The sequence below is a fragment of the Levilactobacillus acidifarinae DSM 19394 = JCM 15949 genome, assembly GCF_001434835.1.
GTDB classification, from domain to species: domain Bacteria; phylum Bacillota; class Bacilli; order Lactobacillales; family Lactobacillaceae; genus Levilactobacillus; species Levilactobacillus acidifarinae.
Genome location: NZ_AZDV01000005.1, coordinates 374,011 through 400,202, shown reverse-complemented (window position 1 = coordinate 400,202; position 26,192 = coordinate 374,011). Strand labels below are relative to the sequence as shown.

At 51.3% G+C, this 26,192-nt stretch carries 23 protein-coding genes; 11 read left to right on the top strand and 12 right to left on the bottom strand.

From position 1 onward, the window contains the following. Positions 1-56: 56 nt before the first annotated feature. Positions 57-374: a hypothetical protein gene (locus tag FD25_RS04200; protein WP_057801643.1), complete on the bottom strand. Its 318-nt coding sequence runs from the start codon at positions 372-374 to the stop codon at positions 57-59. 334 nt (positions 375-708) lie between these two features. On the opposite strand from FD25_RS04200, the gene FD25_RS04195 reads away from it, so the two are divergent. From FD25_RS04195 to FD25_RS04180, 4 genes are all read left to right on the top strand, one after another. Continuing rightward, a complete protein-coding gene (locus tag FD25_RS04195) occupies positions 709-1,230 on the top strand; it encodes a DUF1440 domain-containing protein (RefSeq protein WP_057801641.1) in 522 nt (173 codons plus the stop codon). A gap of 31 nt (positions 1,231-1,261) precedes the next feature. Continuing rightward, positions 1,262-2,581 carry an MFS transporter gene (locus FD25_RS04190; protein WP_057801638.1) on the top strand — a complete coding sequence of 440 codons (1,320 nt, stop codon included), beginning with the start codon at positions 1,262-1,264 and terminating at the stop codon, positions 2,579-2,581. Positions 2,582-2,846: 265 nt separating this feature from the next. Beyond that, on the top strand, positions 2,847-3,269 hold the full coding sequence (locus FD25_RS04185) for an SDR family NAD(P)-dependent oxidoreductase (protein WP_057801636.1): 423 nt from the start codon (positions 2,847-2,849) through the stop codon (positions 3,267-3,269). Positions 3,270-3,283: 14 nt separating this feature from the next. Continuing rightward, entirely contained in the window at positions 3,284-3,829 is a 546-nt protein-coding gene (locus FD25_RS04180) for a TetR/AcrR family transcriptional regulator (protein ID WP_057801634.1), read from the top strand. A gap of 273 nt (positions 3,830-4,102) precedes the next feature. On the opposite strand, the gene FD25_RS04175 is transcribed toward FD25_RS04180, so the two are convergent. Both FD25_RS04175 and FD25_RS04170 read right to left on the bottom strand, forming a co-directional pair. Continuing rightward, positions 4,103-4,648, bottom strand: a complete 546-nt coding sequence (locus tag FD25_RS04175; RefSeq protein WP_057801632.1) for a MarR family winged helix-turn-helix transcriptional regulator — start codon at positions 4,646-4,648, stop codon at positions 4,103-4,105. Positions 4,649-5,857: 1,209 nt separating this feature from the next. Further along, positions 5,858-6,250, bottom strand: coding sequence for a cytidine deaminase (locus FD25_RS04170; RefSeq protein ID WP_057801629.1), 393 nt, complete (start codon positions 6,248-6,250; stop codon positions 5,858-5,860). 232 nt (positions 6,251-6,482) lie between these two features. Between FD25_RS04170 and lepB the strand changes: the two genes are divergently transcribed. Further along, positions 6,483-7,067, top strand: coding sequence for a signal peptidase I (gene lepB, locus FD25_RS04165; RefSeq protein ID WP_057801628.1), 585 nt, complete (start codon positions 6,483-6,485; stop codon positions 7,065-7,067). A gap of 215 nt (positions 7,068-7,282) precedes the next feature. Here lepB and FD25_RS04160 read toward each other — a convergent pair whose 3' ends face one another. From FD25_RS04160 to FD25_RS04150, 3 genes are all read right to left on the bottom strand, one after another. Beyond that, positions 7,283-8,977, bottom strand: a complete 1,695-nt coding sequence (locus tag FD25_RS04160; RefSeq protein ID WP_057801626.1) for an oleate hydratase — start codon at positions 8,975-8,977, stop codon at positions 7,283-7,285. A gap of 635 nt (positions 8,978-9,612) precedes the next feature. After that, entirely contained in the window at positions 9,613-10,410 is a 798-nt protein-coding gene (locus tag FD25_RS04155) for a hypothetical protein (RefSeq protein WP_235807914.1), read from the bottom strand. Positions 10,411-10,616: 206 nt separating this feature from the next. Then, on the bottom strand, positions 10,617-12,566 hold the full coding sequence (locus FD25_RS04150) for an acyltransferase family protein (RefSeq protein WP_057801621.1): 1,950 nt from the start codon (positions 12,564-12,566) through the stop codon (positions 10,617-10,619). A 509-nt stretch (positions 12,567-13,075) separates the two neighbouring features. On the opposite strand from FD25_RS04150, the gene add reads away from it, so the two are divergent. From add to FD25_RS04135, 3 genes are all read left to right on the top strand, one after another. Continuing rightward, a complete protein-coding gene (gene add / locus FD25_RS04145) occupies positions 13,076-14,113 on the top strand; it encodes an adenosine deaminase (protein WP_057801619.1) in 1,038 nt (345 codons plus the stop codon). Positions 14,114-14,204: 91 nt separating this feature from the next. Continuing rightward, positions 14,205-15,029 carry a phage integrase N-terminal SAM-like domain-containing protein gene (locus FD25_RS04140; protein ID WP_057801617.1) on the top strand — a complete coding sequence of 275 codons (825 nt, stop codon included), beginning with the start codon at positions 14,205-14,207 and terminating at the stop codon, positions 15,027-15,029. Positions 15,030-15,099: 70 nt separating this feature from the next. Then, a complete protein-coding gene (locus tag FD25_RS04135; protein WP_057801615.1) occupies positions 15,100-15,957 on the top strand; it encodes a polysaccharide deacetylase family protein in 858 nt (285 codons plus the stop codon). 100 nt (positions 15,958-16,057) lie between these two features. On the opposite strand, the gene FD25_RS04130 is transcribed toward FD25_RS04135, so the two are convergent. The 3 genes from FD25_RS04130 to FD25_RS04120 form a co-directional block, all read right to left on the bottom strand. Next, the gene (locus FD25_RS04130; protein WP_057801613.1) at positions 16,058-17,113 is read right to left on the bottom strand and encodes a glycosyltransferase; all 1,056 of its coding nucleotides are present in this window, start codon (positions 17,111-17,113) and stop codon (positions 16,058-16,060) included. Between the two features lie 522 nt (positions 17,114-17,635). Next, positions 17,636-17,938: a hypothetical protein gene (locus FD25_RS04125; protein WP_057801611.1), complete on the bottom strand. Its 303-nt coding sequence runs from the start codon at positions 17,936-17,938 to the stop codon at positions 17,636-17,638. A 176-nt stretch (positions 17,939-18,114) separates the two neighbouring features. Beyond that, entirely contained in the window at positions 18,115-19,380 is a 1,266-nt protein-coding gene (locus FD25_RS04120) for a D-alanyl-D-alanine carboxypeptidase family protein (RefSeq protein WP_057801609.1), read from the bottom strand. Positions 19,381-19,598: 218 nt separating this feature from the next. Here FD25_RS04120 and FD25_RS04115 point away from each other — a divergent pair, with 218 nt between their 5' ends. Together FD25_RS04115 and FD25_RS04110 are read left to right on the top strand one after the other, a co-directional pair. Continuing rightward, the gene (locus FD25_RS04115; RefSeq protein ID WP_057801606.1) at positions 19,599-20,045 is read left to right on the top strand and encodes a CopY/TcrY family copper transport repressor; all 447 of its coding nucleotides are present in this window, start codon (positions 19,599-19,601) and stop codon (positions 20,043-20,045) included. A 62-nt stretch (positions 20,046-20,107) separates the two neighbouring features. Continuing rightward, positions 20,108-22,147, top strand: coding sequence for a heavy metal translocating P-type ATPase (locus FD25_RS04110; RefSeq protein WP_057801851.1), 2,040 nt, complete (start codon positions 20,108-20,110; stop codon positions 22,145-22,147). 77 nt (positions 22,148-22,224) lie between these two features. Here the strand turns inward: FD25_RS04110 and FD25_RS04105 are convergent, their stop codons facing one another. Further along, entirely contained in the window at positions 22,225-22,869 is a 645-nt protein-coding gene (locus FD25_RS04105) for a TetR/AcrR family transcriptional regulator (RefSeq protein ID WP_057801605.1), read from the bottom strand. Between the two features lie 133 nt (positions 22,870-23,002). Here FD25_RS04105 and FD25_RS04100 point away from each other — a divergent pair, with 133 nt between their 5' ends. Continuing rightward, the gene (locus tag FD25_RS04100) at positions 23,003-24,007 is read left to right on the top strand and encodes an NAD-dependent epimerase/dehydratase family protein (protein ID WP_057801603.1); all 1,005 of its coding nucleotides are present in this window, start codon (positions 23,003-23,005) and stop codon (positions 24,005-24,007) included. Positions 24,008-24,103: 96 nt separating this feature from the next. On the opposite strand, the gene FD25_RS04095 is transcribed toward FD25_RS04100, so the two are convergent. Continuing rightward, the gene (locus FD25_RS04095) at positions 24,104-24,352 is read right to left on the bottom strand and encodes a hypothetical protein (protein WP_057801601.1); all 249 of its coding nucleotides are present in this window, start codon (positions 24,350-24,352) and stop codon (positions 24,104-24,106) included. A gap of 372 nt (positions 24,353-24,724) precedes the next feature. Continuing rightward, positions 24,725-26,149, bottom strand: a complete 1,425-nt coding sequence (locus FD25_RS04090; protein ID WP_083484076.1) for a C69 family dipeptidase — start codon at positions 26,147-26,149, stop codon at positions 24,725-24,727. Positions 26,150-26,192 lie beyond the last annotated feature (43 nt).

Sequence of the window (26,192 nt, the reverse complement as noted above, 5' to 3'; positions counted from 1 at the left end):
AAAAACATTACCAATTCAGTGTAGCACGGGCTAAAATAGATTGTCCTGTTGACGACTTAGCGGGCCTTAGGATTGTTGCTTAACGCACGACTGACGTAAATCATCCCGTAGCGGTGAACCCGGTAGTGAGCCACAAATTCCGGCCGCCGCGCATTGTACAAATCGTTGGAACGATACTTATACTTTGCCACCAATAAGCCGGGTTTAGTGACCGCTTTACGCCAAATTTTAGCGTGGAGCGCCGTTCGCACGGGCTGACTTCCCCGAAACCGGTAAAGTAACGTCAAACGAATACTCCCCTCCGGTGTACATAACACGTACGCCGCTACAATGGCTAGCAATAACAAGCCTAGCCGCGTTCCCCATTTTTTCATGTGTGTTTCCTCCTCGATAATTACCAGTTTAGCATTTTACACCTTCCCTTAATTAATAATTTAATAAAACTTGTTGGCCGTTTCTGATAAATAGGAACAGTGATGCCCCCGATTAATCTATTCAATTGTTTAAACCATATTACCAACGTTGTTCCAGTGGGCCCCGACGCCGACTGGGAACAACGCGGACTACCCCTATACTTTCAGTACCTGTCGCCTCTCGGGCTGGGCGTACAGGAGACCAATTCGTTAGTCGTCTAACAAGCAAAATCTGGCAACCCCACCGCTAAAACGCTTATACTCAAATTAGTTTGATTGAAGGGAGTTTTTATGTATGCCAATCTTTAACCATCATTCACTCAATTTATCCGCCGCCATCCTCGCTGGTGGCGCCGCGGGGCTGGTTTCCGGGCTAGTCAAACTCGGCTGGGAAAACGTCCTCCCACCCCGAACTGAGGAACGAGACGCCACGAATCCACCCCAGACGTTGTTACAACAATTTGGGGTCCCCGCTAAGGTCACTCACGCCACTTACCACTATTCTGGCCACACCCTTCCCTGGGTCAGTTACGTGATTCATTTTGGGTTCTCGACGACCTTTGCCGTCCTGTACCAAATCATCGGCGAAAAATTACCATTCATTAAAAAAGACGCCGGCACCTGGTTCGGCCTAGCTATCTGGGTGGCCTTTCATCTCGGCATCATGCCGGCCATGGGGACCGTCCCGGCCGCCAAGGATCAACCCGCCAGTGAACACGTCTCCGAAGCTTTAGGTCACGTGATTTGGATGGTCACTAACGACTTGGTGGGCGCGGAAGTCTACCAACGCTTAGTCGCCCAAAGTCATCATCGATAAAATTTAGCTTCTTTTATAAAGGGGGAGTTGCATGCAAGCACCTTGGCAGACCAAGTGGCCGGAACGGATTAGCTACGGTATGAGCGATGCTGCGGATAATCTGGTCTTTCAAATGATGACCACCTATCTGTTGTTCTTTTACACCGACGTTTACGGGCTCTCTGCCAGTAGCGCTGCCATTCTCTTCATCGTCGCCCGGTTAGCCGACGTGGTCGAAAGTTTAGTGATTGGGATCATGATCGACCACACCCACTCGCGCTGGGGCAAGAGTCGACCATTCTTCCTGTGGTACGCCTTACCTTACGTTGCCTTTGCGGTTTTAACTTTCGTCACCCCACCGTTCGGGGCTACCGGCAAATTAATTTGGGCCTATGTGACTTACTTGGGCTTGGGCTTCTTCTACACGGCCGTTAACCTTCCCATTACGTCGATTCTCCCCACGCTTAGTCAAAATGACCGAGAATTGACCCTGTTAGGCGTTATTCGGCAGTTTGGCGGGAGCGCGGTTCAAATTATCGTTGCCATTTTTACGCTGCCGTTGGTGGCCTACTTTGGCCACGGCAACCAGCAACGGGGCTTTTTACTAACCATCGCCGTCTTTGGGGGGATTTCGTTAATCCTGATTTGGAACGCCTTCTTCCAGGTTCGTGAACGGTTCAGCAATCCCGAACACGCCCACCAGTCCTGGCGGGCCGTGGGGGCCATGCTACGTCGAAATCAACCGTGGTTGGTCATTTCCGTGGTGATTCTCTTATACTGGTTAACCACGGCCATCAAAAATCAAACCACCATCTACTACTTTAAGTACCTTCAACACAACGAGAATCTGGTCCCTTGGGCCAATAGTTTTACCTTCGCGGCCCTCATCGGCGTTGTACTGATCATTCGAGCCGCCAGTCACTGGGGCAAGAAACGGACCATGTTGAGCGGCATCGTTTTAGCCCTGATTGGCCAAGCCATCCTTTCCTTAGGGGTCACGGTCAACCGACTCGGTCTAATCTTTGGCGGAACGTTCGTCAATGCGATTGGCAACGGGTTAATCATTGGGTTAGTGTCCATCATGATTGCCGACACCATTCGCTACGGGGCTGCGCTTGGTATTCAGGCTGAAGGAATTCTAGCATCGACCGATGACTTTGGGGTCAACGTTGGCCTAGGGGTCGGTGGTCTGGTCACCGCCGAACTCCTTCACCTTTCCGGCTACGTTGCTAACCGGTCCCAAAACCTTGCCACGCAACACATGATTATTCTCAACTACGCGTGGTTACCGTTAGTCTTGTACGCCCTCATGTTGGTCATTCTCTGGTTTTACGACGAACAACGGATTCAAACCGCCCTACAATCTAAGTGAACTAAGCTCACAGTCCGCACGATTGTGGGCTTTTTGTTTGGTTTCCCCCGTAATAGTATTGTCGGCTTGGCGTTTTACCTACCAGTAGACAGACTAAACGTGAACAAAATTATTGAAGGCGAGGTTATCTCTCATGGAATTTTCTCAATAAACGGGTGATGGCAGTGGTATCGACGTAAGACCACCGAACTTTTCTACGTTCAGGGCGCCACGAAGCCAAATTACAGACAACTGCCCAGACCATTGATCCTACCTAGACCCGATTGTGCAGGGCACGTTTTTTGCGTCCCAAGCCGCCATTCCGGTCATGAAAAAGCGGGGCAAGGGTGCTATCATTAACACAGAATCCATTTGGGCGTTAACCCCGGTCGAAGCAACGTCTTCTGCCGTCTACTCCGTAGCAATGGCGGGGCGTCACACGTTGACTAAGAATTTGGCCGTTGAATTTGCAGCGGACCATATTCGGGTCAACGCGGTGGCCTCGGCCGTCGTCGGGGCACCCATCTACAATAATTTCTTAGCGGACGATGAAGTGCCTAAAGTCTCGGCTTCCTTTCACGACTTTCACCCCCTGAACCGTAACGGCCAACTGGCAGATATCGCACAAGCCATTCTCTTTTTGGCCAGCGAACGTGCTAGCTGGATTACCGGTCAACGATGGGGCCACATCTCGTCTGCGCTAACCTAAAATGAGGTGATTGCATGCCGCAAAAACGGCAAACTGAAACAGAAATTCTAACCGTTAGTCAAGCCTTGATTCAACAACGTGGGGTTACCGGCTTTAGCTTCGCCGACGTGGCCCAGGCCGTCAACATCCGCAAGGCCAGCATCTATTATTATTTCCCTAATAAGTTATCGCTGGTCGAGGGCGTTTTGGACGCTTACATTCAGCACTTTATGACCGATCTGCACGCTCTAGATCTGACACCCCCACTGCCGGACCTCTTAACGGCGTACGCCCAACTGTACCGTCGTAACTTGGTCGATCATCAAAAGATTTGTTTGTGTTCCATGCTCGCTCTCGAAACCCCGGCCACTTCTCCCACCATTCGCACCAAGGTCAATGGCTTCTTTCGCGACAACGTCACCTGGTTAACGGCCCAACTTCAGGCCCATCAAATCTCCGCAGCAGCGACCCAGGCACAGGCCTTCTTCACGACTTTGCAGGGGGCACAATTGCTCACCCGCAGTACGCAAGATCTGGCCAACTTTGATCAAACCCTGGCCCACCAGCTCCAAACGTTCTAGCTTTCACGGAACCTAGTTCATCGCTAATCCCCCCATCAGCTGGATTATCCAACGGCGGTCATCACTATTTTGGCGATGATTGAGCTACTGACTTCACCCATAACATCAACGCCTAAAGGGACCTCACGAAAAGTTGTGAGGTCCCTTTAGACGTGAAACGATCATTTTGTTTTGTCATTTAGTTTGTTCGGTCAACAACCAAACCGTTAGGGATTGATGATGCAAAAAAACCCCAGTCCACCTGAAGAACTGAGGTTACAAGCCAATTTAACTTTAAAGGTTACCCAAACGACCGTGATTTTCGCTGTTGCGGTTCGAATTCCGCCGTTTGTCATGTAAACTATCGAACCCAACGAAACCGGCGGCAATCGCCCGTTCATTGGCCTTGTGGAGCACGTCAATGAAGTGTTCCGCTTCGTCACGACCGAAGAAACCTAACCAGCGGTGGAAGCGTTCCGCCGTGGCCTGAGCTAAGTTCCGTTGAACCCGGCTTCCCGCCGCCGTCAACGTGATGTACTTCCCCCGCCGGTCGTTAGGGTCAACCTTTTGCATCACGTAGTTTTCCTTCAGCAAAACGTTAACCTGCCGGGCAATGGCACTCTTGGAGACACCTTCAAGTTTAGCCAATTCCACTAAGGTTTGGCCGTTCTTGCTACGAGCGACGTTTTCCATCACCATGTAAGCCTCAAACGTCAGGTTATACTTCTGCGTTGGAATGGACACAAAATCACCAATATACTTGAAAATATGCATGTACAGGTCGTCAAACTCCTGCTTCAGTTGTTCTTCAGTTAATGCCTCGTTCGTCGTTTCAGTCATTATCTTTCCATTACTCCTTCTAATAGCTTCTACCCGTCGCCGTTACTGGTCCTACGCGCCACCCCAGTGGTGTTGCGGATTGCTGTTGTCACCTCACGCCGATGATCCATGTGGCTAAGTATATATCAACTAACGGACAGTTAATCTGTGAACTAGCTTATCCCCTAAGATGCAAAATAAATGGTTTCCTGTCCAGAACATATGTTCTATAATAGACGTTAATCTTGTAACCAAGGACGTGACGGATCCAATGCAACTTTATCAGCAAATGCGAGCATTACTCCAAACGGCATACCAAAATAACCAAGTAACCTCACTCATATTTAATGGCACAATATACACGGGAACTGTGGATTTTCTCACCCCTAAGACCGTCTATCTTGGTCTCCGGGCAGGGCGTTCCTGTCAGTTACCGCTCATGCAGATTAGCCAGGTTCAATTACACCAATCTCAACCCTGGTGGTACCTTTACGATTGATCGACAATATCCCCCTCATAGTATCTCCTCTCAGTCGTAAAAAATAAACCCTTTTTTAAATATTGTCTGAACTTTCTTTACAATTTACGCTATAAAAGCATTCTATAGCACATTATTTCCCCACCACGGTTTGGACCGAACCACGGTCCAACTAGCCCAATTTACCTAGTAACCTGATTTTAATTATAACGCCAACGACTTGTGAAAGGTGACCCCAATTTGGCTCATATGGTAACAATCCAAACCTTGTACAGGATAACTAGTTCCTGACTACTAACCTTTCTGGCCTTATATTTTTTTAATAATCGATCATTGGTTTAGACCAATAGTCGTTTTTTTATAATCATTGCTCTAAACACCCCCGTTAACCGGGGCCCCGCTTGACAACGGACACCAGATGACCAACCAGGCCAATATAAGTCAGAATACTCTTTCAGCTCAACTGTAAGTTTAGCCGTTACGGCAAATAGACTAGACCGTTACGTTACTTTCACCACTTATTTGATTGCTAATCAGCCGATAACTTCACAATTGGCCTCAATTAATTGATCAAAACTTCAAGTTCCCGGTATCGCTTACACTTTCGTTTCCCCCACCACAGCCGTCCCCTGCTTAATCCGTCACCGACCGTAACGGTTTCCGTGACTTGTGTAAAGTCCTCTCCCTTTAATCCTCGCGCACTTAAAAAGCCTAGGCAGGTCGCCTAGGCTGAGGTGCGTTTTGTATATGTACTACTTTAATTCCACGAAGGCGCCTGGTAAGATTCCCGCCACTGTGGTTTCCGCGAAGGCCCCTTTCTGGTTGGTCAGGTAAACTGGGGCGTCTTGGTCGAAGAATTCGGCGATGACCTGCCGACAAATTCCGCAAGGTGCGATGGGGCCATCCGTATTCCCCGTAATCAGGATTGCCTTGAAATGGGTCTCCCCCGCTGCAACTCCTGAGAAAATGGCCGTTCGTTCCGCACAGTTCGTTGCCCCGTACGACGCGTTTTCAATGTTACAGCCACCATAAACTTTGCCGCTATCGCCGACCACTGCCGCTCCCACGTGGAAATGAGAATAAGGGGTGTATGCTCGGTCAAGCATTGCCGTTGCCACTTTCAAAAGTTCTTTTTGATCTGCCATGGTATTTCCTCCTTAGTCTAAAACCGGTTAACACTATTATTGTGTCATAATTTCATTGAAAGCGCTACCACTTGAACAAAATTTCTCTTGAATTTGTAAAGTTTTTGCCTTAAATTATCCGCAACGTCCCGTAAACTAGTGAAAGCCTTAAGATTCTGCGAAAAACAACGCGGTTTTCTCCGCCTATGCTAAAATAATGACATCTTTTATCAAATGGGAGTCCTATCGAATCATGAAATTATTGCGAAGTATCCTCAGCTGGGTGGTGCCGATTGTTGTCGCCGTGATCCTGGTAGTTTTAGTCCGCACCTACCTCTTCGAAGTCGTGCGGGTTTCGGGCGATTCCATGACGCCTAATCTGGCCGATAAGGAACGGATGATTGTGGTCAAACCGTTGACCGTCAAACAACTCAGCGTCATCGTGTTCGATGCTTACGGTGAGGACCCCAACGCCACGCCCGGCACCAACTACGTCAAACGGGTGATTGGGTTGCCCGGCGATAAGGTCGTCAGCAAGAACGGCTACATTTACGTGAATAACCGTAAGATTAATCAATCGTTTATCAGTTCCACGGAACGTACGGCGGGGACTGGCGACTGGACGCTAAGCGAATTAGCTAAGGAACACCACTGGAAGTATCGGGGGAACGCGGTACCTAAGGGGCACTACTTCGTCTTGGGTGATCACCGGAGCGTGTCCGAGGATAGCCGCGCTTGGGGCTACGTCGACGCCAATAAAGTCATGGGGGTCGTCAAAATTCCGTTCTGGCAAACAACGGTTACGTACCGGCACAACGTCAACGCCCTAGCACAGTAAGTCATTTCGTGACATAAAACGTGAGGACGACTTGAGATCTCGCCAAGCTAAATCTAATCTATTTAAAGCACCAGAAAAGCACAGTTCCACGACCGTTTCCATGGGTCGTCGACCTGCGCTTTTTGGTTAAACAAGTTAACAGAGTTCCGAACTGACCGTCGCCCGAGGGCAACCCAGCTTTGGTGCATCAGCTCAGAACCGCTGAACTTCACAGATTAACTAAACATCTTCTTGGTGGCCCGCAATAACGTCTTGGGGTCCTTGTCATACCGCGGTGTATCGACTAAGTTATCCATCGAAACCCCGGCAAAGTGGTACGCCGCAATTTCGCCGGAACGTACGGCACTTTGTTCGGTAAAGATCATCTGGTACGGTTGTTCGGCGAATTCACCCGTGAAGGCTAAGTTGGTCGAATGTTCTGGCAGGACCTCTGGCCGGTCGGTCTTGGCCCGGTTGTTGAACAACGCGGAAGCGTATGGCATGTACACCGGAATGTTGTTAATGATGCTGTCCATAATCTCGGCTTCCTTGTTCTTGATGTTGTTTGGACCGGGGTCAACCTTGGAGAGTTGCCCAATCAATTCTTGGGCCATTTCCTTCCCGGTCATCTTGATGTATTGCTTGTGGACGAACTCACCGGTCCGCCGTGGGTACAAGAAGTAGCCCCAAATAACCGATTCGTTCGGTTTCTGGGTGGTAAAGTGGGGTTGATGGTGCACCACGATGGACATGTTGACGTCCTTTTGGCCCAACGGCGTGATTGGCGTGGTGGACAAGAAGGAATTCAACGCGTTCCCGGGCACCTGAGTCGTAATCCGGGTAATTTCGTTCAACAGTAAGTGGTCCTTGGTGGTCAACGTGAAGCTGAGCCATTCGGAACTCTTCCGGTCGTTGAAGAACTTATCCGGCGTTCCCAAGTTGTAGAAGCGTTCCGTGGCTTTCTTCCACAGCGCCGCGGAAATCCCGTATTCCATATTTTCGGGAGCCGGCGTGTCGTAATCACCCATCGTCGCCGAGTCGGTGATGGACCCGTTGGTGAAGATTACGGCCGTGTCGTCATCGATAGCGACGACTTCTTCTTCGCCGCTGTCTACGTTCTTAACGTGGATGCCGGTAACCGTAATGTCGTCTTGAAGTTCACTGTCCGCGAAGTCCCAATCCGTCACGATCCGGTTATCGATAAAGGTGACCCCTTGATCTTCGAGGTACTTAATCAGCGGTAACATGATACTCTCGAATTGGTTATACCGGGTCCGGTTGACCCCGACTAAATGTTCAATTTGCGTAAATTCATAAATCATTTGGTGCATGTAGCGCCGTAGTTCTTGCGCAGAACTTTGGGTCCGAAAGGCAAAGGTGGTTTCCCACATGTACCAGAAATTCGTCTGGAACATGTGCGGATCATCCTTGAAATATTCCGCGATCGAAACGTTGTCCAACTTGGTTTCATCGTCGTCGGGCATCATCACTAACTTCGATAACAAAACCCGATCCTTATTGTTCAAGCCTAACTTTCCACCGTCGATAATGCCTTTGCCACCTTGTAACAAGCGGGCCTTATCGTAGGTCCGATGGTGCGCATCGAAATCGTGCGTATCCTCGGCCGCGGTCATCCCGGGTTCCGTGGCTGACGGAATCCGGTCCAACAAGTCCATGAGATCAACATAGGTCCGATAATTAAGCATCCGGCCACCCCGAGCGACGTAACCCGTCGTATTTTCCATCGGGTGGTTTTCGTTCCAATATTCACTGGTGAAGTCCGTGGTGGGTCCCCCGTCGTTGGCACCGTGCATGTCGGCACCGTAGAACGTGATCTGATCCCCACGCCAGTGACCTTCTTGAATCAGGTAAACGGCCGCGGCCATGTTAGCAAGCCCCGCACCGATCATTACTGCTTTTGTCTTAACCATCAAAAAACACCTCCGTATAGATCGTAGCGCTTTCACACCTTCATTATGCGAGCCCAAATTCACTTTGTAAAGGAATAACCCAAGAACCTTAGCGCACCTTTAGAAATATTAGAATTCCGTATACTTTAGGGCCTGTTATATCCAAAAAAAGTGTCCCGCATACCCGGTATATCACCGATTTAAGGGTACCCTGTTGATGGATAATGACCTGTTGGATTTTCATAAATCGCTAGGGCCTATCTTAAAACTTTAGCACAGATTTAAATGGTCATTCATGACCTCTTAGTTGAAAAAATTTGGTTTAATTGTTGTTATAACTCGTGTGAGCTGGAGGGTCAGTCAGAAATGGGCTCAGGGGTGAGATTTGTGTTGGCCGGTGTTTTTTTACCGGCCTAGACAAAGGCCGGTCTTCAAGACCTGATTTGTGGGCTTGAAGCCGTGCCCACCCCGTTCCAGCCCGTTGCTGACTGGCCCGGAAGCGCTGAATCCTCCAGCTTAGTCTTTCAAGACAGGCCCTAGTACTTACCGGCGAATCAGCTCACTATTTATCCGCGCTACCGGCCTCTAAACTTAACCGACGACACAAAAAATGGACCGCTAATGCAGTCCATTTTTTTGGGTAAGTTAACGATGAATTAGTCAGCGGCCATGAACGCACCAGCAGTCAACTTGTTAGCTTGAACAAAGCCCTTAGTCTTGTTGTTGGTGACGTAGAGGTACTTAACGTTCTTCTTATTTTGCTTTACCGTAATTTCCTTAGTTGCGTAGTAAGTCTTGCTTTGTGGTAAAGTGCCCTTCTTAGTCAGCGTTACCTTAGCTTGGTCAGCCGCAAACTTACCAGTAAAGTAAACTGGTGCGGTGCCCTTAAAGTGGTAAGCTGTCTTCTTCAGGTTCTTGGCCTTCAGCAAGGTGTAAGTCTTACCCGTTGCCTTATCCGCCTTGACGGCCTTCTTAGTGGTCGTCTTCTTGGCAGTAGCCTTCTTTACAGCCGCCGTCTTAGTTGCTTTCTTGGCAGTTGCTTTACCGGCAGTTAAGTTGCCTAAAGCAACCCAACCCTTGACCTTATTGTTGGCCGTCTTAACGTAAACGCAAGTCATGGTCTTGGCCTTAGCAGTCTTCGTCGCCTTGGTGGTGACCACGATCTTCTTAGTCGCGTAATACGTGGTGCCCGTCTTCAGGTTCCCCTTCTTAGCAAAGGTAACCTTCGCCTTATCGGCCGCGAACGCCCCAGAGAACAAGGTTGGCTTGCCCGCCTTAACGTGGTAAGCCGTCTTCTTCAAGGTTTTAACGGACTTCAAATTATAGGTCGTCTTCTTCGCAGCGGTCTTGGTTGCCGCGAGTGCTGTTGTTGTCCCAGCAGCAGGCGCGATAACTCCCAAACCTAATGGTAAGACCATTGCAGCCGCAGCAGCAACCATTGCAACTTTTTTCATCATAACCATTACCCCCAGTAAAAATGACATACAGAATTCATTTCTGAATTCATGAGTTAGTATAGCATTCTCCTTGGAAAACGGTTGCTCAGAGTCTTTAGATTACCGGCCTTAGTAAATGAACTGTCAAATCTCCTGGTTGATTAACCGCCCACCCCACAAAAAAGCCTACGGTTCCGCGAGTTACCGGAACCATAGGCTTGCACTTATTTAGTCAGTTGTTTGCTAATCGTTTTGGCAATCAGTGACGTGAAGTAACGATTACCGTGGTCGTTCGGATGAACGTGATCGCTTACGAACCACGAGGAGTGGCCCTTAGCTTCGGCGTACCAATCCACCACGTGCACGTTTGAATACTTTTTCGCCGTCTTATGAATCATGGTGTTCACCTGATTCTGCCACTCACGGGTCGGAACGTGGGCGGTGACCCAGAAGATCTGATGATCGCGCCCGATGCCCTGCACAATCTGATCGGCTTGCGCTTGGCTAATGTTCCCGTTCGTACCGATGTTCACCAGCACGTTTTTCGCCATCTGGCCCCGTTGATTAACGCTGGCAATCACGCCAGGCATCGCGGATGCTTGCCGGCCAACCTGACCGTCCACCACAGCACCTGGGAAGACCTTCTGTAGATCGCCCGAGTCATCTAGTAACACGGAATCCCCGATAGCGGTCAGAGGCGTTTGCTTACTACTGCTGAGTTCGTCGGCGGTCAAGAAGTAGTACTTGGCCGTCTTCTGATCAGCCTTAGAGAGCTTGGAAAAGGCCACGGCCTTATCGTGCTTCTTCTTGGACTCGGCCTGAGCCTTCGCCAGTGCCTTTTGTTTCTTTGCCGCGGCCGCATTTTGCTTTTGGGCCTCGGCTTGACGCTTAGTGATGGTCTTTTGCAACGCGGTCGGCTTGGCCGCGGCCGGTTGTTGAACAAACCCTACAGCGGTCAGCATAAAGCACAGGACCGCCACTCCCCCCAGCGCCGTAGTCACCCGGTGTGCCGCGGGCTGGCGGATCAACCGCCGAACGTCACTAAACATTTGCCCGTACTGGTAGTGGCGCAAAGGACTTTCGATCAGCCGGTAACTAGCTTCCGTTACCACCATAATCAACGCCACTTCGATCAACGCGTTCAGTAACGGGTGATTCCCGATGTTTTGCACCCGGGATTCATAAAAAATCATCACCGGAAACTGGTACAGGTAAATGCCATAACTCCGTTTACCTACGTAACTGAAGAACTTGTTGGTCAGTAGCCGGTTCATGTCGCTTCCGGGATGCGCAACCGTTGCCACCAATACGGCGGCTAACATGGTGAACCAGAACATTCCGCCCTTGTAAGTACTAGCCGCTTGGCCGTTCATTCTAAAGAATAAAATAACCGTTCCCAATAACGAAACTAATCCCAGGCCATCGAGAATCAATCGGTGGCTGCGGGTAACGTTCCCGCTGAGTTTATAGGCCGGCCAGATAAAGGCCATGGCCGCCCCAATCAAGATGGCAAACATCCGGGTATCGGTCCCGTAATAAACCCGGTTTAAATTGTTAGGGTCGTAAAGTAACGCCATCGCAATCGCCGAGGCAATCGCCGCCGCTAAGAGTAACGCGGCCGCTTTGACCCGACTACGGAACAGGAGCAACAAGCCCACCACGACCACCGGCCAGACCAGGTAAAACTGCCCTTCAATCGACAGGGTCCACAGGTGGGTAAACGGTGATTCCCCGCTGAACCGATCGAAGTAAGACTGTCCGTGATGAATTTCAAACCAGTTGTACACGTACACCAGATTAGTCAGCACCGTTCCCCGGATATTGACCAGAAGATTTCGCTGAAACAGCGTAATATACGCCGTTGTTCCTAATATCATGGTTACTAAGGCCGGATAGAGCCGTTTGACCCGCCGGTTATAAAAGCTCAAGAAATTGACGTTGCCGTGCGTTTCCCATTCTTGAATCAACAGGTAGGTCACCAGGTATCCCGAAATCAGAAAGAAGATGGGGACCCCTAAATACCCACCCTGCATCGAAGACGGGGCCAGATGGTACACGATGACGCCAATCACCGCGAGCGTTCTCAGCCCATCAAACCCGGTGATATAGCGCTTCTTTCTGGTTCGTTGACTCCGCCAAAGCGACCGCGTCAAGCGCGTGTTCATTTGTTCCATAATAATTGTTCCCCCTCAACCGCAGCCAGATATACTCCCCCGTGGATGTATTTCTTAACTATCATTCTCAATTAATCCTCTTAATATTGTCGTCTACTTAATTTCAAAAAAGTGTGGCTCAAAAGCACGCGCCACACCCTCGTTGTCAGCTAGTTTTTAGGGCCATTAAATAACACCTTTGATGACCACACTAATTCTATAATGTTTCCCGCTCCGAAACAACGGTTTTACCTTAAATTTTTAATTTGTAAAATTTGTCATCCGTACTTAGAACCGCAAGGGATTCCCGTAATTTGAGTTAATGGTCAACTAATAATGGTATCCCCCGGTTTAATCAATAAATAACTTTGTCTTCGGTCAACTAACAAACTGTTAATAACCTTTGGGAGAATGGTATACTAAAAGGAAGCGCTATCAATTATTTTGAAACCTATTTTATTAAGCCTAGTTAAACGTTTTAACGCTAGCGCTCCCCCGAAAAAATGGGGATCAATAAGGAGGAATTCAGTATGTCTCAAGCTACGCCATTCACCGCAACTACTGTTCGTCAATTTCCTAAGGTAGAACTGCATTGTCACCTTGACGGGTCCATCTCCTTGCCGGCTCTCCGGCAGATGGCGGCCGTCAGTGGCGACACCCTTCCCGCTGACGACGCGGCCTTACGGGACCTTGTGACCGCGCCCATTGAAACGGTCAGTTTGATTGATTATCTGAAACGGTTTCAAGTGGTTACCGATCTGATGCAGACGCCGGAACAGCTTGAGATTGCCGGCTACGACATGGTCCACACGGCCGCTAAAGACGGTTTAATTTACATGGAAACCCGCTTTGCGCCCGCCATCTTCACGGCCAAGGGATTAACCATTAAAGAAGCACTCAATCACGTCCTGATCGGTCTCCATCGCGGGACGCAAAAATTCGGCGTTCCCGTAAACGCCATCGTGTGTGCCATGCGGGATCGCCCGTTAGCCGAATGCATTGACGTCTTTCAAACGGCTGCCGAGTTTACCGATCAAGGTGTCGTCGGTCTTGATTTCGCTGGTGACGAATACAACCACCCGACTCACGACCTAACTCCCGCCGTTACCGCCGGGTTAGCCACGGGATTACCCTTCACATTTCACGCCGGGGAGGCCGGTCCGGCCAGTAACGTGGCCGAGGCCCTCGACCTCGGTGCCAGCCGGATTGGCCACGGGGTCCACATGAGCGGGCATCCTAAAATTATTGCCCAGGCCAAAGCGGCCAACGCCCCGATTGAGATGTGTCTGACTAGTAACCTTCAAACCAAGGCCGTGACTGGTTACGACGACTTCCCGTTGAGCGAATTTCTCAGCGCCGGATTATGTGTGACCATCAACACCGACGACCGGACGGTATCCGACGTTGATTTGACCGGCGAATTTATGGCCTTGCACGACCATTACGGCCTCGGCTGGTCGTTAATGGAACAGTTAACGTTAAACGCCATTAACGGCGCCTTCATCTCCGAAGAGGAAAAAACTGCTTTGCGCCAACAGGTGCGGGCTAAAGAACACGTTAACAATTAACGCGAATAAACTTGAATTAAACGTGCGTCCCCGGTTACTTTACCGGGGGCGCATGTTATGGTTAAAGTAACTCTTGTCAGGAGGTCATCACATGAAAATACTTTATCCCTATCAGGACGCTTTCGAACGGGACCTCTCTAAACGCGACATTGCCCAGGCAACCCGCGACGAATATACCACCACCCTGCAGGACTTCTTCCATTATTTGGAAAACTTTAACCCGACCTATCAGGCCGACCACCGCGTGAATCAGCTCCAGACCCCCGACGTGGAACAGTACCTGGCCATGCTGACTAATAGTCGGGAGATTCAAAACCAAACCTACAACAAGGTACTCTCCCACCTCAACGTCTACTTCAAGTTCCTATTCTCACACAACTGGACGCCCTACCTCCCGACGCTCGACCTTAAAAGTAAGCCTAAGGCCGCTACTCGCCCGGTGAACTTCCGGTGGGTTGACGACCTGACCACCTGGTTAGCCGACGACCGGTTACACGTCTATACCCGGGCCGCCATGCTGCTGACCACCAAGGGCTATCCCGTTCAGGTCTACCTCAAGCCCAACTTCACGGCCCAACTCGATACGACCGCCTGGCCCGCCGCCGAGCAGCAATTCCTAACCCAATTTCGGGCCTTTCTGGCGCCCTTACAATCCCGCTTTCAGTGTGCCGATTGGTTCTTAAAACAACGGGCCGCCGCCGATCCGCACCTGACCCTCCCCGGCCTGCACAAATACCTTCGTCCCGATGAGGCCGTCACCAACTTCAAGTTGAGCCCGACCGTCCTGTACCAAGGTTACTTAGTTAACTATCTGCGCCGCCATCCCAGATTGACCGACCGCGACGTGATTGCCGCGTTACACCTCGAACCCGACTCAATTGATTACTATCGACGGCTAGCTCAGCGCGCCGATTAAATTTAATTGTCGGTTAAGTTGAACCCCCTATACTATAATGGAACTATCCGAAAAAGTTGGGGGAATTATCATGAAACGCAAAGGACTCATTTGGGGAAGCTGTCTGCTCATCATCATCGCCATCTTCGGGGGCGTCGTCTGGCGGCAAAGTCGCCGCACGACCGTTGCTCCCCGCACCACTAAAGTGACCAAGTCCGCGGCTAGTTCCGCGTCCAAGGCCAAGGCTAAGCCGGTCACGCAGCCGCAATGGCTCAAGCTCAAGCATCAATTAAAGTTACCGATCCTGATGTACCATAGTATTTCGACGGGAAATCAGTTGCGGGTACCGCAAGCCCAGTTTGCGCAGGAAATGGCCTACCTCAAGGCCCACCACTACCGCACGTTGACCACGGCCGAGGCCATCAAGGCTTTAGAAACCAACAGTGTGCCCCAGAAAAAGGTCGTCTGGATCACACTTGACGACGCCTACAAGGACAATCTGACCAAGGCGTTACCGGTTCTTAAGCGCTACGACCTGCACGCCACCATCAACGTCATCACCGGCTTTACACATAAGTCCAATCACCTCTCATTAGCCGAGATGACGCGCATGCAGCGGACCGGTCACGTCGACTTCGCCAGCCACACGGTTCAACATTTAAACTTAAACGAACTGACCGCGGCCCAACAGAAGACCGAGTTAGTGGCGTCCAAACAATGGTTGGACCAAAAGCTGAACCAGAACACGCAAATGTTGTGTTACCCAGCCGGCCGAGCGGATGCCACCACGCGTAAATTAGCGAAACAGGCCGGGTATAAATTGGCCTTAACCACCCAGGAAGGTCTGGCCCAGATGAGCCAGGGCCGCTACAACCTGGAACGACTACGGATCACACCGGGCATGACCACCGCCACTTTTGCTACCTTGATTCAAGTCACCAATTCCTAACGGTTCACACCAATTGGGGAACTCAACCGCCCGAATGCCACTTTAACGGCGACTAAAAAATCAGTTACGACCATTTTTATGGTGGTAACTGATTTTTTGGTTAATCGTCTTGTGGAATTTTAAAGTTCGGTAACATAATCTTCTGCTCGGCCGCCTGCAGCCCCTGCCGGGTGAACCACCCGTCCCGAATCAGGTACCCAAACGCGTTCACGTTACTCAGCATTTGGGCCAACTCGTGGTCGCTGATCTCTTGGATTGCCGCGTCAATGTCGCTCAAACTATCGATCGCAATCCCCAACCCGTTGGTCACAATCAGTTTGGCCACGGCGGCATCCCGCCAGACAATCACCGGTAACCCGTGAGACAAATACATGGAGACCTTGTGGGGATGGTTGTAGCGCGTATAGTCGTCGTAACGGTAAATCGACGTGTCACCATCCCAGGCCAGCCCGAAAGTCCGCGGTAACCGCTGAATTAATTCCCAACGGTAAAACTTCCCCTGGTAGTCCACTTGAGGATTGGCTTCAAATTCCTCTTCAACTTCGGGACTGGCGTTGCCAAACGCGGTAATCGGGGTCGCGTGGTCCCAGTGGGCAATGTAGCGTGACTTCATCAGATTGCCCGCCAACACGACGCCACGCTTAAACGTCTCGGGGGTCGCGACGTAGCGGTCCGGGGCGTGGTTGTCGTCCAGATAGTCCAATAGGTATTGGTAGACCATCGGCGTGGTGACACCCATCTCCCGCAATTTGGCCGCCATGCGGTGGTTGTGCACGATGAGCACGTCACACTTGTTAAAGTAGGCCACCTCGTCAATCCACTTCGGCGGGCGCTGGTCCCGCAGGGTTTCGACGTCGTGCACTAGGCACACAAACTTCACGTGACGTTGATGCATCCGTTCTACAAAAAAGTTTTCAAACCGCCCACTATTCAAAGATGGATACTGGTACACTAACAAATCACCGGCCGCCACGGCCTCCGTGATGCCGTCAATCCGGGAACGCACCGCCTGGTTAGATTCTTTCAGATCGTTGTAGCGAAAGAGGTTCACCACTTGATACCCCATCGACTGACCAATCGTGGCAATATCGAACTTCGCCTGGCGCGTGGCGTCGTAAGTCTGTTCTTGAACGATATCCGTAATCCATTTTTTCATGAGAAAATTCCCCCTACCAACTGATTTTAGGACTAGCGCTCAGGTCATCCGACGCCCCCTTTACGTCATGTGGAGGCCCTCAGCCTAGCTCGGATTATCTTCACTATAGCGACACCCATGTCGCCCGACAATCAATCACCCTCGAAATTAGTCAGATGGATTAGTTACATATCATACCCAACCGGGACCCACTATAATTGTTTTTTTGTAAGCGGTTCCTATTGCATTAAACTGGGATTGAGCTTAAACTAAGCTTATATAGTTATTAATTTCACGAGGAGGCCTTTCAAATGGGAAGCACGTTAACCATCGTCTCTTGGACCGTCATGTTACTGTTGATTGGCGGCGAAATTGTTCGAGGAATCTTCATGTTTCGGCATTAATTCCGGCACCAGAATAGGTCCGGCGGGATAAGTGCGACCGGCTACCTTGGTTGCACGTTTTAGCCTCAGCGGTTGGCAACCTAAAAAGACACGGTCAGGAGGGTTTATTTCCCGACCGTGTCTTTTTGAAGTCTCCGATTTACCACCGAAAGATCAATCCCAGGCCCAATAATAAACCCAGGCCCCCGACCAAGGCGCCCAGGTAACCAAGCAAGAGGCTCACTAAAAAATTCACGCGGCGTTGGGCCAACCGAACGGCCCAATAATCACCGACCATTAGCATCCACACCCCCACGGCGCCACTACTGAGTTCGGTTCGATGTAGCGCCGCTAAACCGACACTGGCGATCACTAACCCCATCAATATGTAACGAACCAAACGTAACTCTCGGTCGTTTAGCTGGGTCGCAAAGGCTTGCTGGCGTGCCTGCCACCACTTCAACTCGTCACCCCCTTTTTCGCAAATGGGAGACAGTCTATCACGCAACGACGCTACCGGTCAATGGTCATCGACTACCTTTAACCCGACAAAAAGGGGGACCGCGACAACGGTCCCCCTTCTCAACGCTATAACAGGTTTATCTCAAATAATGTTGCATCATTAGTGTACCAGTCCGACTAATTCGCGTCAAAGACCGCCGTTTGCGTTGTTAAGGTCTTCAGTAACGCTGCCGGTTGGGTCGCTGCCGGTTGGAAGGCCTGGTAACTGGTGAATAGCGTGGCGTCACTTTGCGCGTAGTAGGTCACGTGCTGGGTGATACCGGTCTGTTGGTCCGCCACGGTCATCACGCCCACCGGATCGCCACTTTGCACCTGACCGGTCTGCAGTTCAGTCGTGGTCAGTTGGGGCTTAAACTGGGTGGTCACCGTATCGGTCTGGTTCCCCTGCGTCCACGACCCAACCTGGGCCGTCTTGGGTGCCGCGAGTACCGAGGCACCGTTCACTAACACCACGTTGCGACTATTTAAAGCCGTCGCCTGTAACTGGTAGGTTTGTTTGACCTGCTTAATCAGCTTATTCATCGCCGAAAAGGTGGTGTCGCCGCCCAAGATGGTTGCGATCATCCGTTCACCGTTCACCCAAAACGTGGCCGTGTAACAGAGTTTGGCGTTCTCCGTATACCCCGTCTTTAGCCCATCAATTTGACTTTCCTTCTTATACTGGGACTTCCCCGGTAAACAACTATTTTCATTATAAATCGTGGTCCCGTTAACCGTGGCTTCGGTCTTGCTGGCAATCTGGGTAATTTCCGGATCGGCCTGTAAGAGGTGTTGGGCCACGATTGAAATGGCCTTAGCCGAAACTAAGTTTTCCTCACTGGCCCCGGTCCCGGGAAGCCGATAACCGTAACTCTTCAGATCGGAATTATCTAATCCCGAAGAACTGATAAAGTGGGCGTTAATGCCCCAGTCCGCACACTGCTGGTTCATTTGTTGGATGAACGCGGCATTGTTGCCCGCCACGTAATTACCCAACGCCGACGCCGCACTGTTCGAAGAAGCGACCATGGCGGCCACGACCAGCTCCTTAACCGTAAATTGATCGCTGCTCTTCATTCGCAACGATGAAAAAACGGAATTGTGACTTAACCGAATCAAGTTGTGATCAATGGGCACCTGATCCGTCCACTTAATTTTCCCCTGATCAATGGCCTTAACCGTCAGATAGACCGTTAAAAGCTTACTTAATGAAGCAATGGGGTAACGTTTATTAGCATTCTGTTGGTACAGTACTTGCCCGCTTTGCGCGTCCATCACGTAGGCCGCTCGGGCCGGGACCTTGGTCACCCCACTAGCGGCTTGCGCGGTGAGGGCTGGCGCGAATCCCGCCAAGACGGCTAGTCCGAGACTGACCCGCACTAACCAGCGTTTTAAACTTTTCACGAGTCAAACGCTCCTTTCAATCAATCAAAAACTCCTTCTAATTATACAAAGTGTACCCGATGATAGCGTAAATTCATTGAATCTTGCTGAAATTTTAACCTATTAAAGAATAATTTGTCATAACCGTCATCGTGTTGCTTGACACCCCCAAGAATGGGTTGTAGACTAGGTACAGAAATTAAGATTACACTTGTAGTCAGTAAAGGGGTGTGAGTTACATGGCAACCACCGAAGTTACCGCGACAATTTCCGACGCTGAATGGCGGGTGATGCGCGTAGTCTGGACCTTAAAACAAGCCGATAGTCGCACCATCATTGCCCTATTGGAGAAGCAACACGATTGGAAGGCCCCTACAATTAAAACCTTGATTGGCCGTCTGGTCAAGAAGGGGGCCCTGGCCACCACCAAACAGGGACGCCAGTTCATCTACACCCCCCAAATTCAGGAGCAGGCCGCGATGGACGCCGCTTTGTTAGGCGAACTCAACCAGATGTGTGCGATGCACCGGGGCACGGCGCTCACGCACGTGGTGGACCAACTCGAGTTGAGTCACGCCGACGTGCAAACCTTAATTACGCATTTAGAACAACAGTTGGCGACCGCCCCGGCAAGCGTTCCGTGTGATTGCTTGCCCGACGATTGCGAAGGGAGTTGTGAGGCATAATGACTGATAAGAAGTCAACGATGAAGATGACCGACCACGAAATGGCCGGGATGCCAATGCCGATGCATCAAACGGCCCCAACGCCGCACCAACATCAGGACCATACCATGGGCGACATGGACATGGGGAACGGTCAAATGATGCACATGGGCAACCTTAAACAAAAATTCTGGGTATCTTTGATTCTCACCATTCCAATTATTTTGATGTCCCCCATGATGGGAATGCGTTTACCCTTTCAACTAACCTTTCCGGGCAGTGACTGGGTCGTTGCGGTGATTGGCACGGTCCTCTTCTTCTATGGTGGCCGGCCATTCTTCAGTGGTGCGCGCGGCGAGCTGGTAACCAAGAAACCCGCGATGATGACGTTGATCACCATGGGGATCGGTGTCGCCTACATTTACAGCATCTACGCGGTCATCGCTAATAACCTCTTCCACGTAACGCCGGTCGTGACCGACTTCTTCTGGGAACTGGCCACGTTGATCGACATCATGTTGTTAGGGCATTGGATTGAAATGAACACCGTGATGAACGCGGGGTCCGCCGTCGACGCGTTAAGTAAATTATTACCGCAAGTTGCCCACGTTCAGGATGCGGCCGGACACGTCAGTGACGTTCGTTTGGATACCCTCCAAACCGGGCAAACAGTGGTTGTTCGGGCCGGAGAACAGATTCCGGCCGACGCCACCATTTTAACCGGGAACTCCGCCGTGAACGAGTCCCTAGTTACCGGTGAAGCGGCCGCCGTTAAAAAGACGGTCGGCGATGCCGTAATTGGGGGGTCCGTCAACGGGACCGGGACCTTCACCGCGACCGTTACCGGGACCGGGGATTCCGGTTATCTGGCTCAGGTGATGGACCTGATTCAAAGCGCCCAAGAAGCCAAGTCCGCTTCCGAAAACTTGGCCGACCGGGTCGCAGGGTACCTCTTCTACGCGGCGTTGTTCGTCGGCATTTTAGCCTTCATTATTTGGTTAAATATTACTAGTCTGGCGGTCGCCTTGCCCGTGGCCGTGGCGGTCTTCGTGATCGCCTGCCCCCACGCTTTAGGGTTGGCCGTTCCACTAGTCGTTGCCCGTAGCACGGCACTTGCCGCCCAAAACGGGTTACTGATTCGTAACCGAGACGCCGTCGAACAGGTCAAGACGTTGAAATTCGCTTTAATGGATAAGACCGGGACCTTAACGCAAGGCCACTTCAAGGTTAACCACCTCTTAAGCCTAGATTCTCAGTATAATGACCAACAGATTTTACAGCTGATGGCCGACCTGGAAAATGGGTCCAGTCACCCCCTGGCTACCGGGATCTTAACCGCCGCGAACGGGGCTCATTTGACCGTGACCGGCGCCAGTGATCCCCATCAAGTGACCGGAATGGGGCAATTTGGGACCATTGATGGCACCACTTACGGGGTCGTTGCCGTCAACTACCTGGAACAACACCACTTAGACTACGACCACGACCAGTTCAAGACGTTAGCCGCCGAAGGAAACTCGCTGAGTTACCTGGTCAGCGGTGACCAAGTTTTAGGGGTCGTCGCCCAAGGCGATCAAATCAAACCGTCCGCCGTAACGTTGGTCACCTACCTGAAGCAACACGGGATTACCCCCGTCATGTTGACCGGGGATAACCAAGAAACCGCTCAGAAGGTCGCCCAAGCCGTTGGGATCGACCAAGTCCAAGCCCGCCTCTTACCCGAGGACAAGGAACGCTTAGTCCAGAAGTATCAACACCAAGGGAAGGTGCTCTTCATCGGTGACGGGGTCAACGACGCCCCTAGCCTCGCTCGGGCGGACATCGGCATGGCAATTGGGTCCGGGACCGACGTGGCCATTGAAGCGGCCGACGTGATTCTGGTCGCCAGTGAACCCGGTGACGTGATTCAATTCTTAAGTTTAGCCCGGGCAACCAACCGGAAGATGACCGAAAACCTCTGGTGGGGAGCCGGCTATAACCTGATTGCGATTCCTCTGGCCGCCGGGATTCTGGCGCCGATTGGCTTCATGCTGGATCCCATGGTCGGCGCGATCGTGATGTCGTTAAGTACCGTGATTGTCGCGATTAACGCGATGACGTTACACTTAAAGAAGACCGCTTAGATTAAAAAATAACTAGCGGGTCATAAAATCGGCAATTATTCCAAATCCAGGAATAATTGCCGATTTTGCGTTAATCTTCATTTCACTTGAGTCCGGGCATAGGTATCGTAATACTCCTGAATAATCACCCGACCAAACGCCCGGGTCTCCGGTGTCACCGCCAATTGGGAATCTACCAGGAGCGCCCGCAGCTGGAAGGTGAACCCCTCACGCAGGTACCGTTCCCCCTGATCTAGCGTTAATTGGCCCGTCTGCACGCCCTGCAAAATCCCCCGAACACTGACCTGACTTTGAAACAGTAGGTACTCCGCCGACAAATCCGCCACTAACAATTGGTGCGCCTGGGCGTCTTGATAAAAGTCCACTAACTGCCGGTGATAGGTCTCATAGGCGTGCATAAACGTTCGGTACTGTTGCGGGTACACCGCCAACAATTCTCGTTCAAACCGCGTCGTGGTCGAGCCCATCAGCAATAACGCGTTCAAAATGGTCGGCACCAGCGTGGTGGCGGTTGCCTGAGTCGGTACCGGATATTTCTGCAGAAATTGTAACCGCCGTCCCACGACCGCCGCCACAATTTCGTCCTTATTCTTAAAGTAGATGTATAATTTGGCCCGGCTAACACCGGCCTGTTTGGCTAAATCCACCATGGAAAGCTGTCGAAACCCTTGGCTTAAAATAATGTGATTTAACCTAATTGTTAAGTCTTCTTTGGGGTCCATGAGCCACCTCCTCGAAATTAATTATACCATTTATTTTGACAAAATAGACAATAAATAGTATGATTTGTCTAAATTAAAAATAGACACTTTTACGTTTTATTTGTCTAACTAAATCGATTAGAGGACTGATTTCATGAAAAAAGTAATTATTACCGGGGGCACCGGGTTTGTTGCCGGATGGGTCATTGTCGAATTTTTACAAGCGGGGTATCAAGTCGCGACCAGCGTACGGTCGCTCAAGAAGGCACCGGCCCTGACCGCCGAAATTGCCACGGCCGTGACGCCGACCCAGTTAGCGCACTTCAGCTGTTTTGAAGCCGACCTCACGAGTGACCACAATTGGGTGGCCAACCTTCGTGGCGCGGACGGCGTCATTCACGTGGCTTCCCCCATGGGAAACGGCACGCAAAGTGTCAACGAACTGGTTACCGTCGCCCAAAACGGTACCTTGACCGTTCTCAAGGCGGCCAAGGCTGCGGACGTCTCACGCGTGGTCATGACCAGTTCCCAGGCCGTTTCAACCCCACTACGCGATACTACCGCAACGCTGGACGAAAGCTTTTGGACCGACCCTAAAAATCCCGACCTTGACCCCTACCGCCGCTCCAAGGTTGCGGCCGAAACGGCGGCCTGGGACTACGCACGCGCCAACGACCTCGCACTCACCACGATCTTACCGGGAGCCATCTTTGGGCCCATCCTCTCACCACAGGCCGTTAGCTCCAACCGAATCATTTTACAATTACTGCAGGGAATGCCCCTGATTCCCCACGTTCCGCTAGAAATTTCGGACGTCAGAGACCTCGCGCATTTACACCGTTTGGCCTTTGAACAGCCCGTTGCCGTGGGAAACCGTTACCTCGCCGCCTCCCAGACGCTGCAAATGATAGACGTGGAACGCCTTTTCCAGGCTCACTTCCCCGAACGCCACCTCAAGGTACGGGCCCTTCCTAACTGGGGCACCAAGTTGGCCGCGCGGTTCATCCCCAATATGCGCTCACTGGTGCCCATGTTGGACCGGCAATATCACCACACCACCGCAGCCGCAGAACACGACCTGGGGTGGACTCAACACCGACCGGAAGACACGGTGTTAGCGGCCGCACGGGCTCTACAGAAATTTGGGTTGGCTCAATAATCCCTGACTTACCCGACAAAAAAGGAGTCCCGACGACTCGTCCGAACTCCGGCTTAAAATAAGGCCACCGTTACCCGCTAAGTATCACGCCTAACACTAGGCATCCAGTGTTAAAAACATGACGATCTGAACGACGGTCACTACCGCGGCTAACAAGGCGGCAATCACCATGACCAATGATTCGTTTGGCAACGTTGCGAAGCGCCACCGCCATCGTCCCCGTAACCGATGATTGATCATCGTGCGTAATGCGCGTAAATCTCGCGTTTGAGCGTGCCGCGTCACGAAGGCCTGAGCAGTTCGTTTTGCGTGATCGTAATTTAGGTTTTCCGACTCCTTTGCCATTCCCTCTTCCCCTCCCTGTCTAACATTACAGCGGATTAACCATCTTCCGTCAATCCCAATTTTCACAAGCTCCGTAATAAAAAAGGCCTTCGCACCAACGCGAAGACCCGCTCAACACTCATGATAGAAGGGATTCAAAGCTTGATGGTAGCCGTCGAATAACCCGTCTCATAAATTTGTTGATCATTAAAGATGGAAAAGAAAAGTTCACATCTTTCCTACAGTTTACCCACCAACTCCCGGAACCCCCCACCAGTTTGGTCAGTAACGTTAGTAAGAAAATTTTGCCGCTTGACCACTAAGCCGCAAAAATAAGCGTCGTCCCACAATTGCGGGGCAACGCTTATTTTTTTAATTGATGAGATCGTTAACTTACAGGTTTTGACCCTTTTCCCAAGCCGTCAGTGACAGGTTCAACCCGTGCTTGACCAGTTGGTCGAATAACGCGTGCGTCCGCTTGGAAATCTCTCCGGCGGTCTCGGCGTTGCTCTGAGTCAGAAATTCGGTCACGTCCGTGGCATCGGCAACGGCGTTATCCGTGGCTTCAACCCGACCACGAGCGTAGGATTGGCAAGCATCGCGGTAGGCGTTGATGGCTTCAACGTACTCGTGGAAGTGCGGTTCGATGATCACGGATAAGGTCTTTTCCAACCAGTAAACGTTGTCGGTCGAGACCGTGGTCGTGGTGTTCTTGTAGTCTTCCGGCGTGTCGTTGATGTTGGTAAAGAACGGCATGTACGGACTGTAAGCGAAGAACCCTAACGCCACCCACTGAATCGCGGCGTGCGCGTCATCAACCCCGTTACGAATCTGCAGGATGGACGAGGCCTGGTTACGGTCCATGGCGATTGGCCGGTACTTCCGTTGTTGGTTAGCCGTGCCCGAAGCGTAGGTGCCAAACGGGTCGTACTCGGTGCCGTTATAGTGCGACGACAGGAAGAACTGCACGTCCTCGATGGCAATCTTCTTGGCCGGCTTACGGGTAAACGGCATGTCTTGACTGGTTGGCACCTGTTCAATTTCGGGATTAAACAGCTTCTGGCCGTACCAGGTCCGCGGCGTGTTGTAGTACGCGTCGGCTTCGCTGTGGGTCCCAAAGATTTCACGGAAATTGAAGTGTCCTGGTTCGGGGTTCAGGTGGTGTTGCGCCACAAAGTCACTCAAATCGCTGGCGCCAATAAAGTTGGCACTATCGGTCAAGTCGATTTCTTGCATCAACGTCTGGTTCGGCGCGATGGCGTAGCAGTCATCCGGAATCCGCATCGCGGCCCAGTGGTGACCACCGGCCGTTTCCAGGTACCAGATTTCATTTTTATCGTTAAAGGAAATACTGTTGCTTTCACCGGTACCGTACTTTTCTAGTAAGGCACCCAGACGTTGGGCCCCTTCCTTAGCACTCTTGATGTACGGCAAGACCAGCGTGACCATGGCCTCTTCGTTGATCCCGTCGTTAACTAACGGGTCGTACCCCAGAACGCGGGCGTTGGTCGCCGTGGTTTCCGTGGCGCTCATGCCCACGTTAAATTCGTTGATCCCGGCTTCTTCGTACTGACCATCACTCTGGTCAGCTTGCGGCGTGCCGGTGTAGCGGTACGCGTGATCCGGCAGCGGGACGTGGACGCCCGTGGTGATCGACGTAAATGACGCATTCTGTTGATCCGTTGCGGCGTGCACCACAACCTTAATCGGATTGACCGGACCGTAACCATCTTCGTTACGGGCGACAATCGTGGAACCGTCCATACTGGCGGCCTTACCTACTAAAATTTCGGTACAATCGGAACTCTTGTTATTCAAACTGTTCCGCCCCCTTTGTTTAATAGTATAGGAGTCAGAACCG

Excerpts from the sequence above, each read along its gene's own strand:
- lepB (WP_057801628.1), top strand. The coding sequence starts at position 6,483 with ATGAAATTATTGCGAAGTATCCTCAGCTGGGTGGTGCCGATTGTTGTC.
- FD25_RS04135 (WP_057801615.1), top strand. The coding sequence starts at position 15,100 with ATGAAACGCAAAGGACTCATTTGGGGAAGCTGTCTGCTCATCATCATC.
- FD25_RS04200 (WP_057801643.1), bottom strand. The coding sequence starts at position 374 with ATGAAAAAATGGGGAACGCGGCTAGGCTTGTTATTGCTAGCCATTGTA.
- FD25_RS04155 (WP_235807914.1), bottom strand. The coding sequence starts at position 10,410 with ATGAAAAAAGTTGCAATGGTTGCTGCTGCGGCTGCAATGGTCTTACCA.
- FD25_RS04130 (WP_057801613.1), bottom strand. The coding sequence starts at position 17,113 with ATGAAAAAATGGATTACGGATATCGTTCAAGAACAGACTTACGACGCC.
- FD25_RS04105 (WP_057801605.1), bottom strand. The coding sequence starts at position 22,869 with ATGGACCCCAAAGAAGACTTAACAATTAGGTTAAATCACATTATTTTA.
- FD25_RS04175 (WP_057801632.1), bottom strand. The coding sequence starts at position 4,648 with ATGACTGAAACGACGAACGAGGCATTAACTGAAGAACAACTGAAGCAG.
- FD25_RS04150 (WP_057801621.1), bottom strand. The coding sequence starts at position 12,566 with ATGGAACAAATGAACACGCGCTTGACGCGGTCGCTTTGGCGGAGTCAA.
- FD25_RS04170 (WP_057801629.1), bottom strand. The coding sequence starts at position 6,250 with ATGGCAGATCAAAAAGAACTTTTGAAAGTGGCAACGGCAATGCTTGAC.
- FD25_RS04140 (WP_057801617.1), top strand. The coding sequence starts at position 14,205 with ATGAAAATACTTTATCCCTATCAGGACGCTTTCGAACGGGACCTCTCT.
- FD25_RS04180 (WP_057801634.1), top strand. The coding sequence starts at position 3,284 with ATGCCGCAAAAACGGCAAACTGAAACAGAAATTCTAACCGTTAGTCAA.
- FD25_RS04160 (WP_057801626.1), bottom strand. The coding sequence starts at position 8,977 with ATGGTTAAGACAAAAGCAGTAATGATCGGTGCGGGGCTTGCTAACATG.
- FD25_RS04115 (WP_057801606.1), top strand. The coding sequence starts at position 19,599 with ATGGCAACCACCGAAGTTACCGCGACAATTTCCGACGCTGAATGGCGG.
- FD25_RS04190 (WP_057801638.1), top strand. The coding sequence starts at position 1,262 with ATGCAAGCACCTTGGCAGACCAAGTGGCCGGAACGGATTAGCTACGGT.
- add (WP_057801619.1), top strand. The coding sequence starts at position 13,076 with ATGTCTCAAGCTACGCCATTCACCGCAACTACTGTTCGTCAATTTCCT.
- FD25_RS04195 (WP_057801641.1), top strand. The coding sequence starts at position 709 with ATGCCAATCTTTAACCATCATTCACTCAATTTATCCGCCGCCATCCTC.
- FD25_RS04095 (WP_057801601.1), bottom strand. The coding sequence starts at position 24,352 with ATGGCAAAGGAGTCGGAAAACCTAAATTACGATCACGCAAAACGAACT.
- FD25_RS04110 (WP_057801851.1), top strand. The coding sequence starts at position 20,108 with ATGCATCAAACGGCCCCAACGCCGCACCAACATCAGGACCATACCATG.
- FD25_RS04100 (WP_057801603.1), top strand. The coding sequence starts at position 23,003 with ATGAAAAAAGTAATTATTACCGGGGGCACCGGGTTTGTTGCCGGATGG.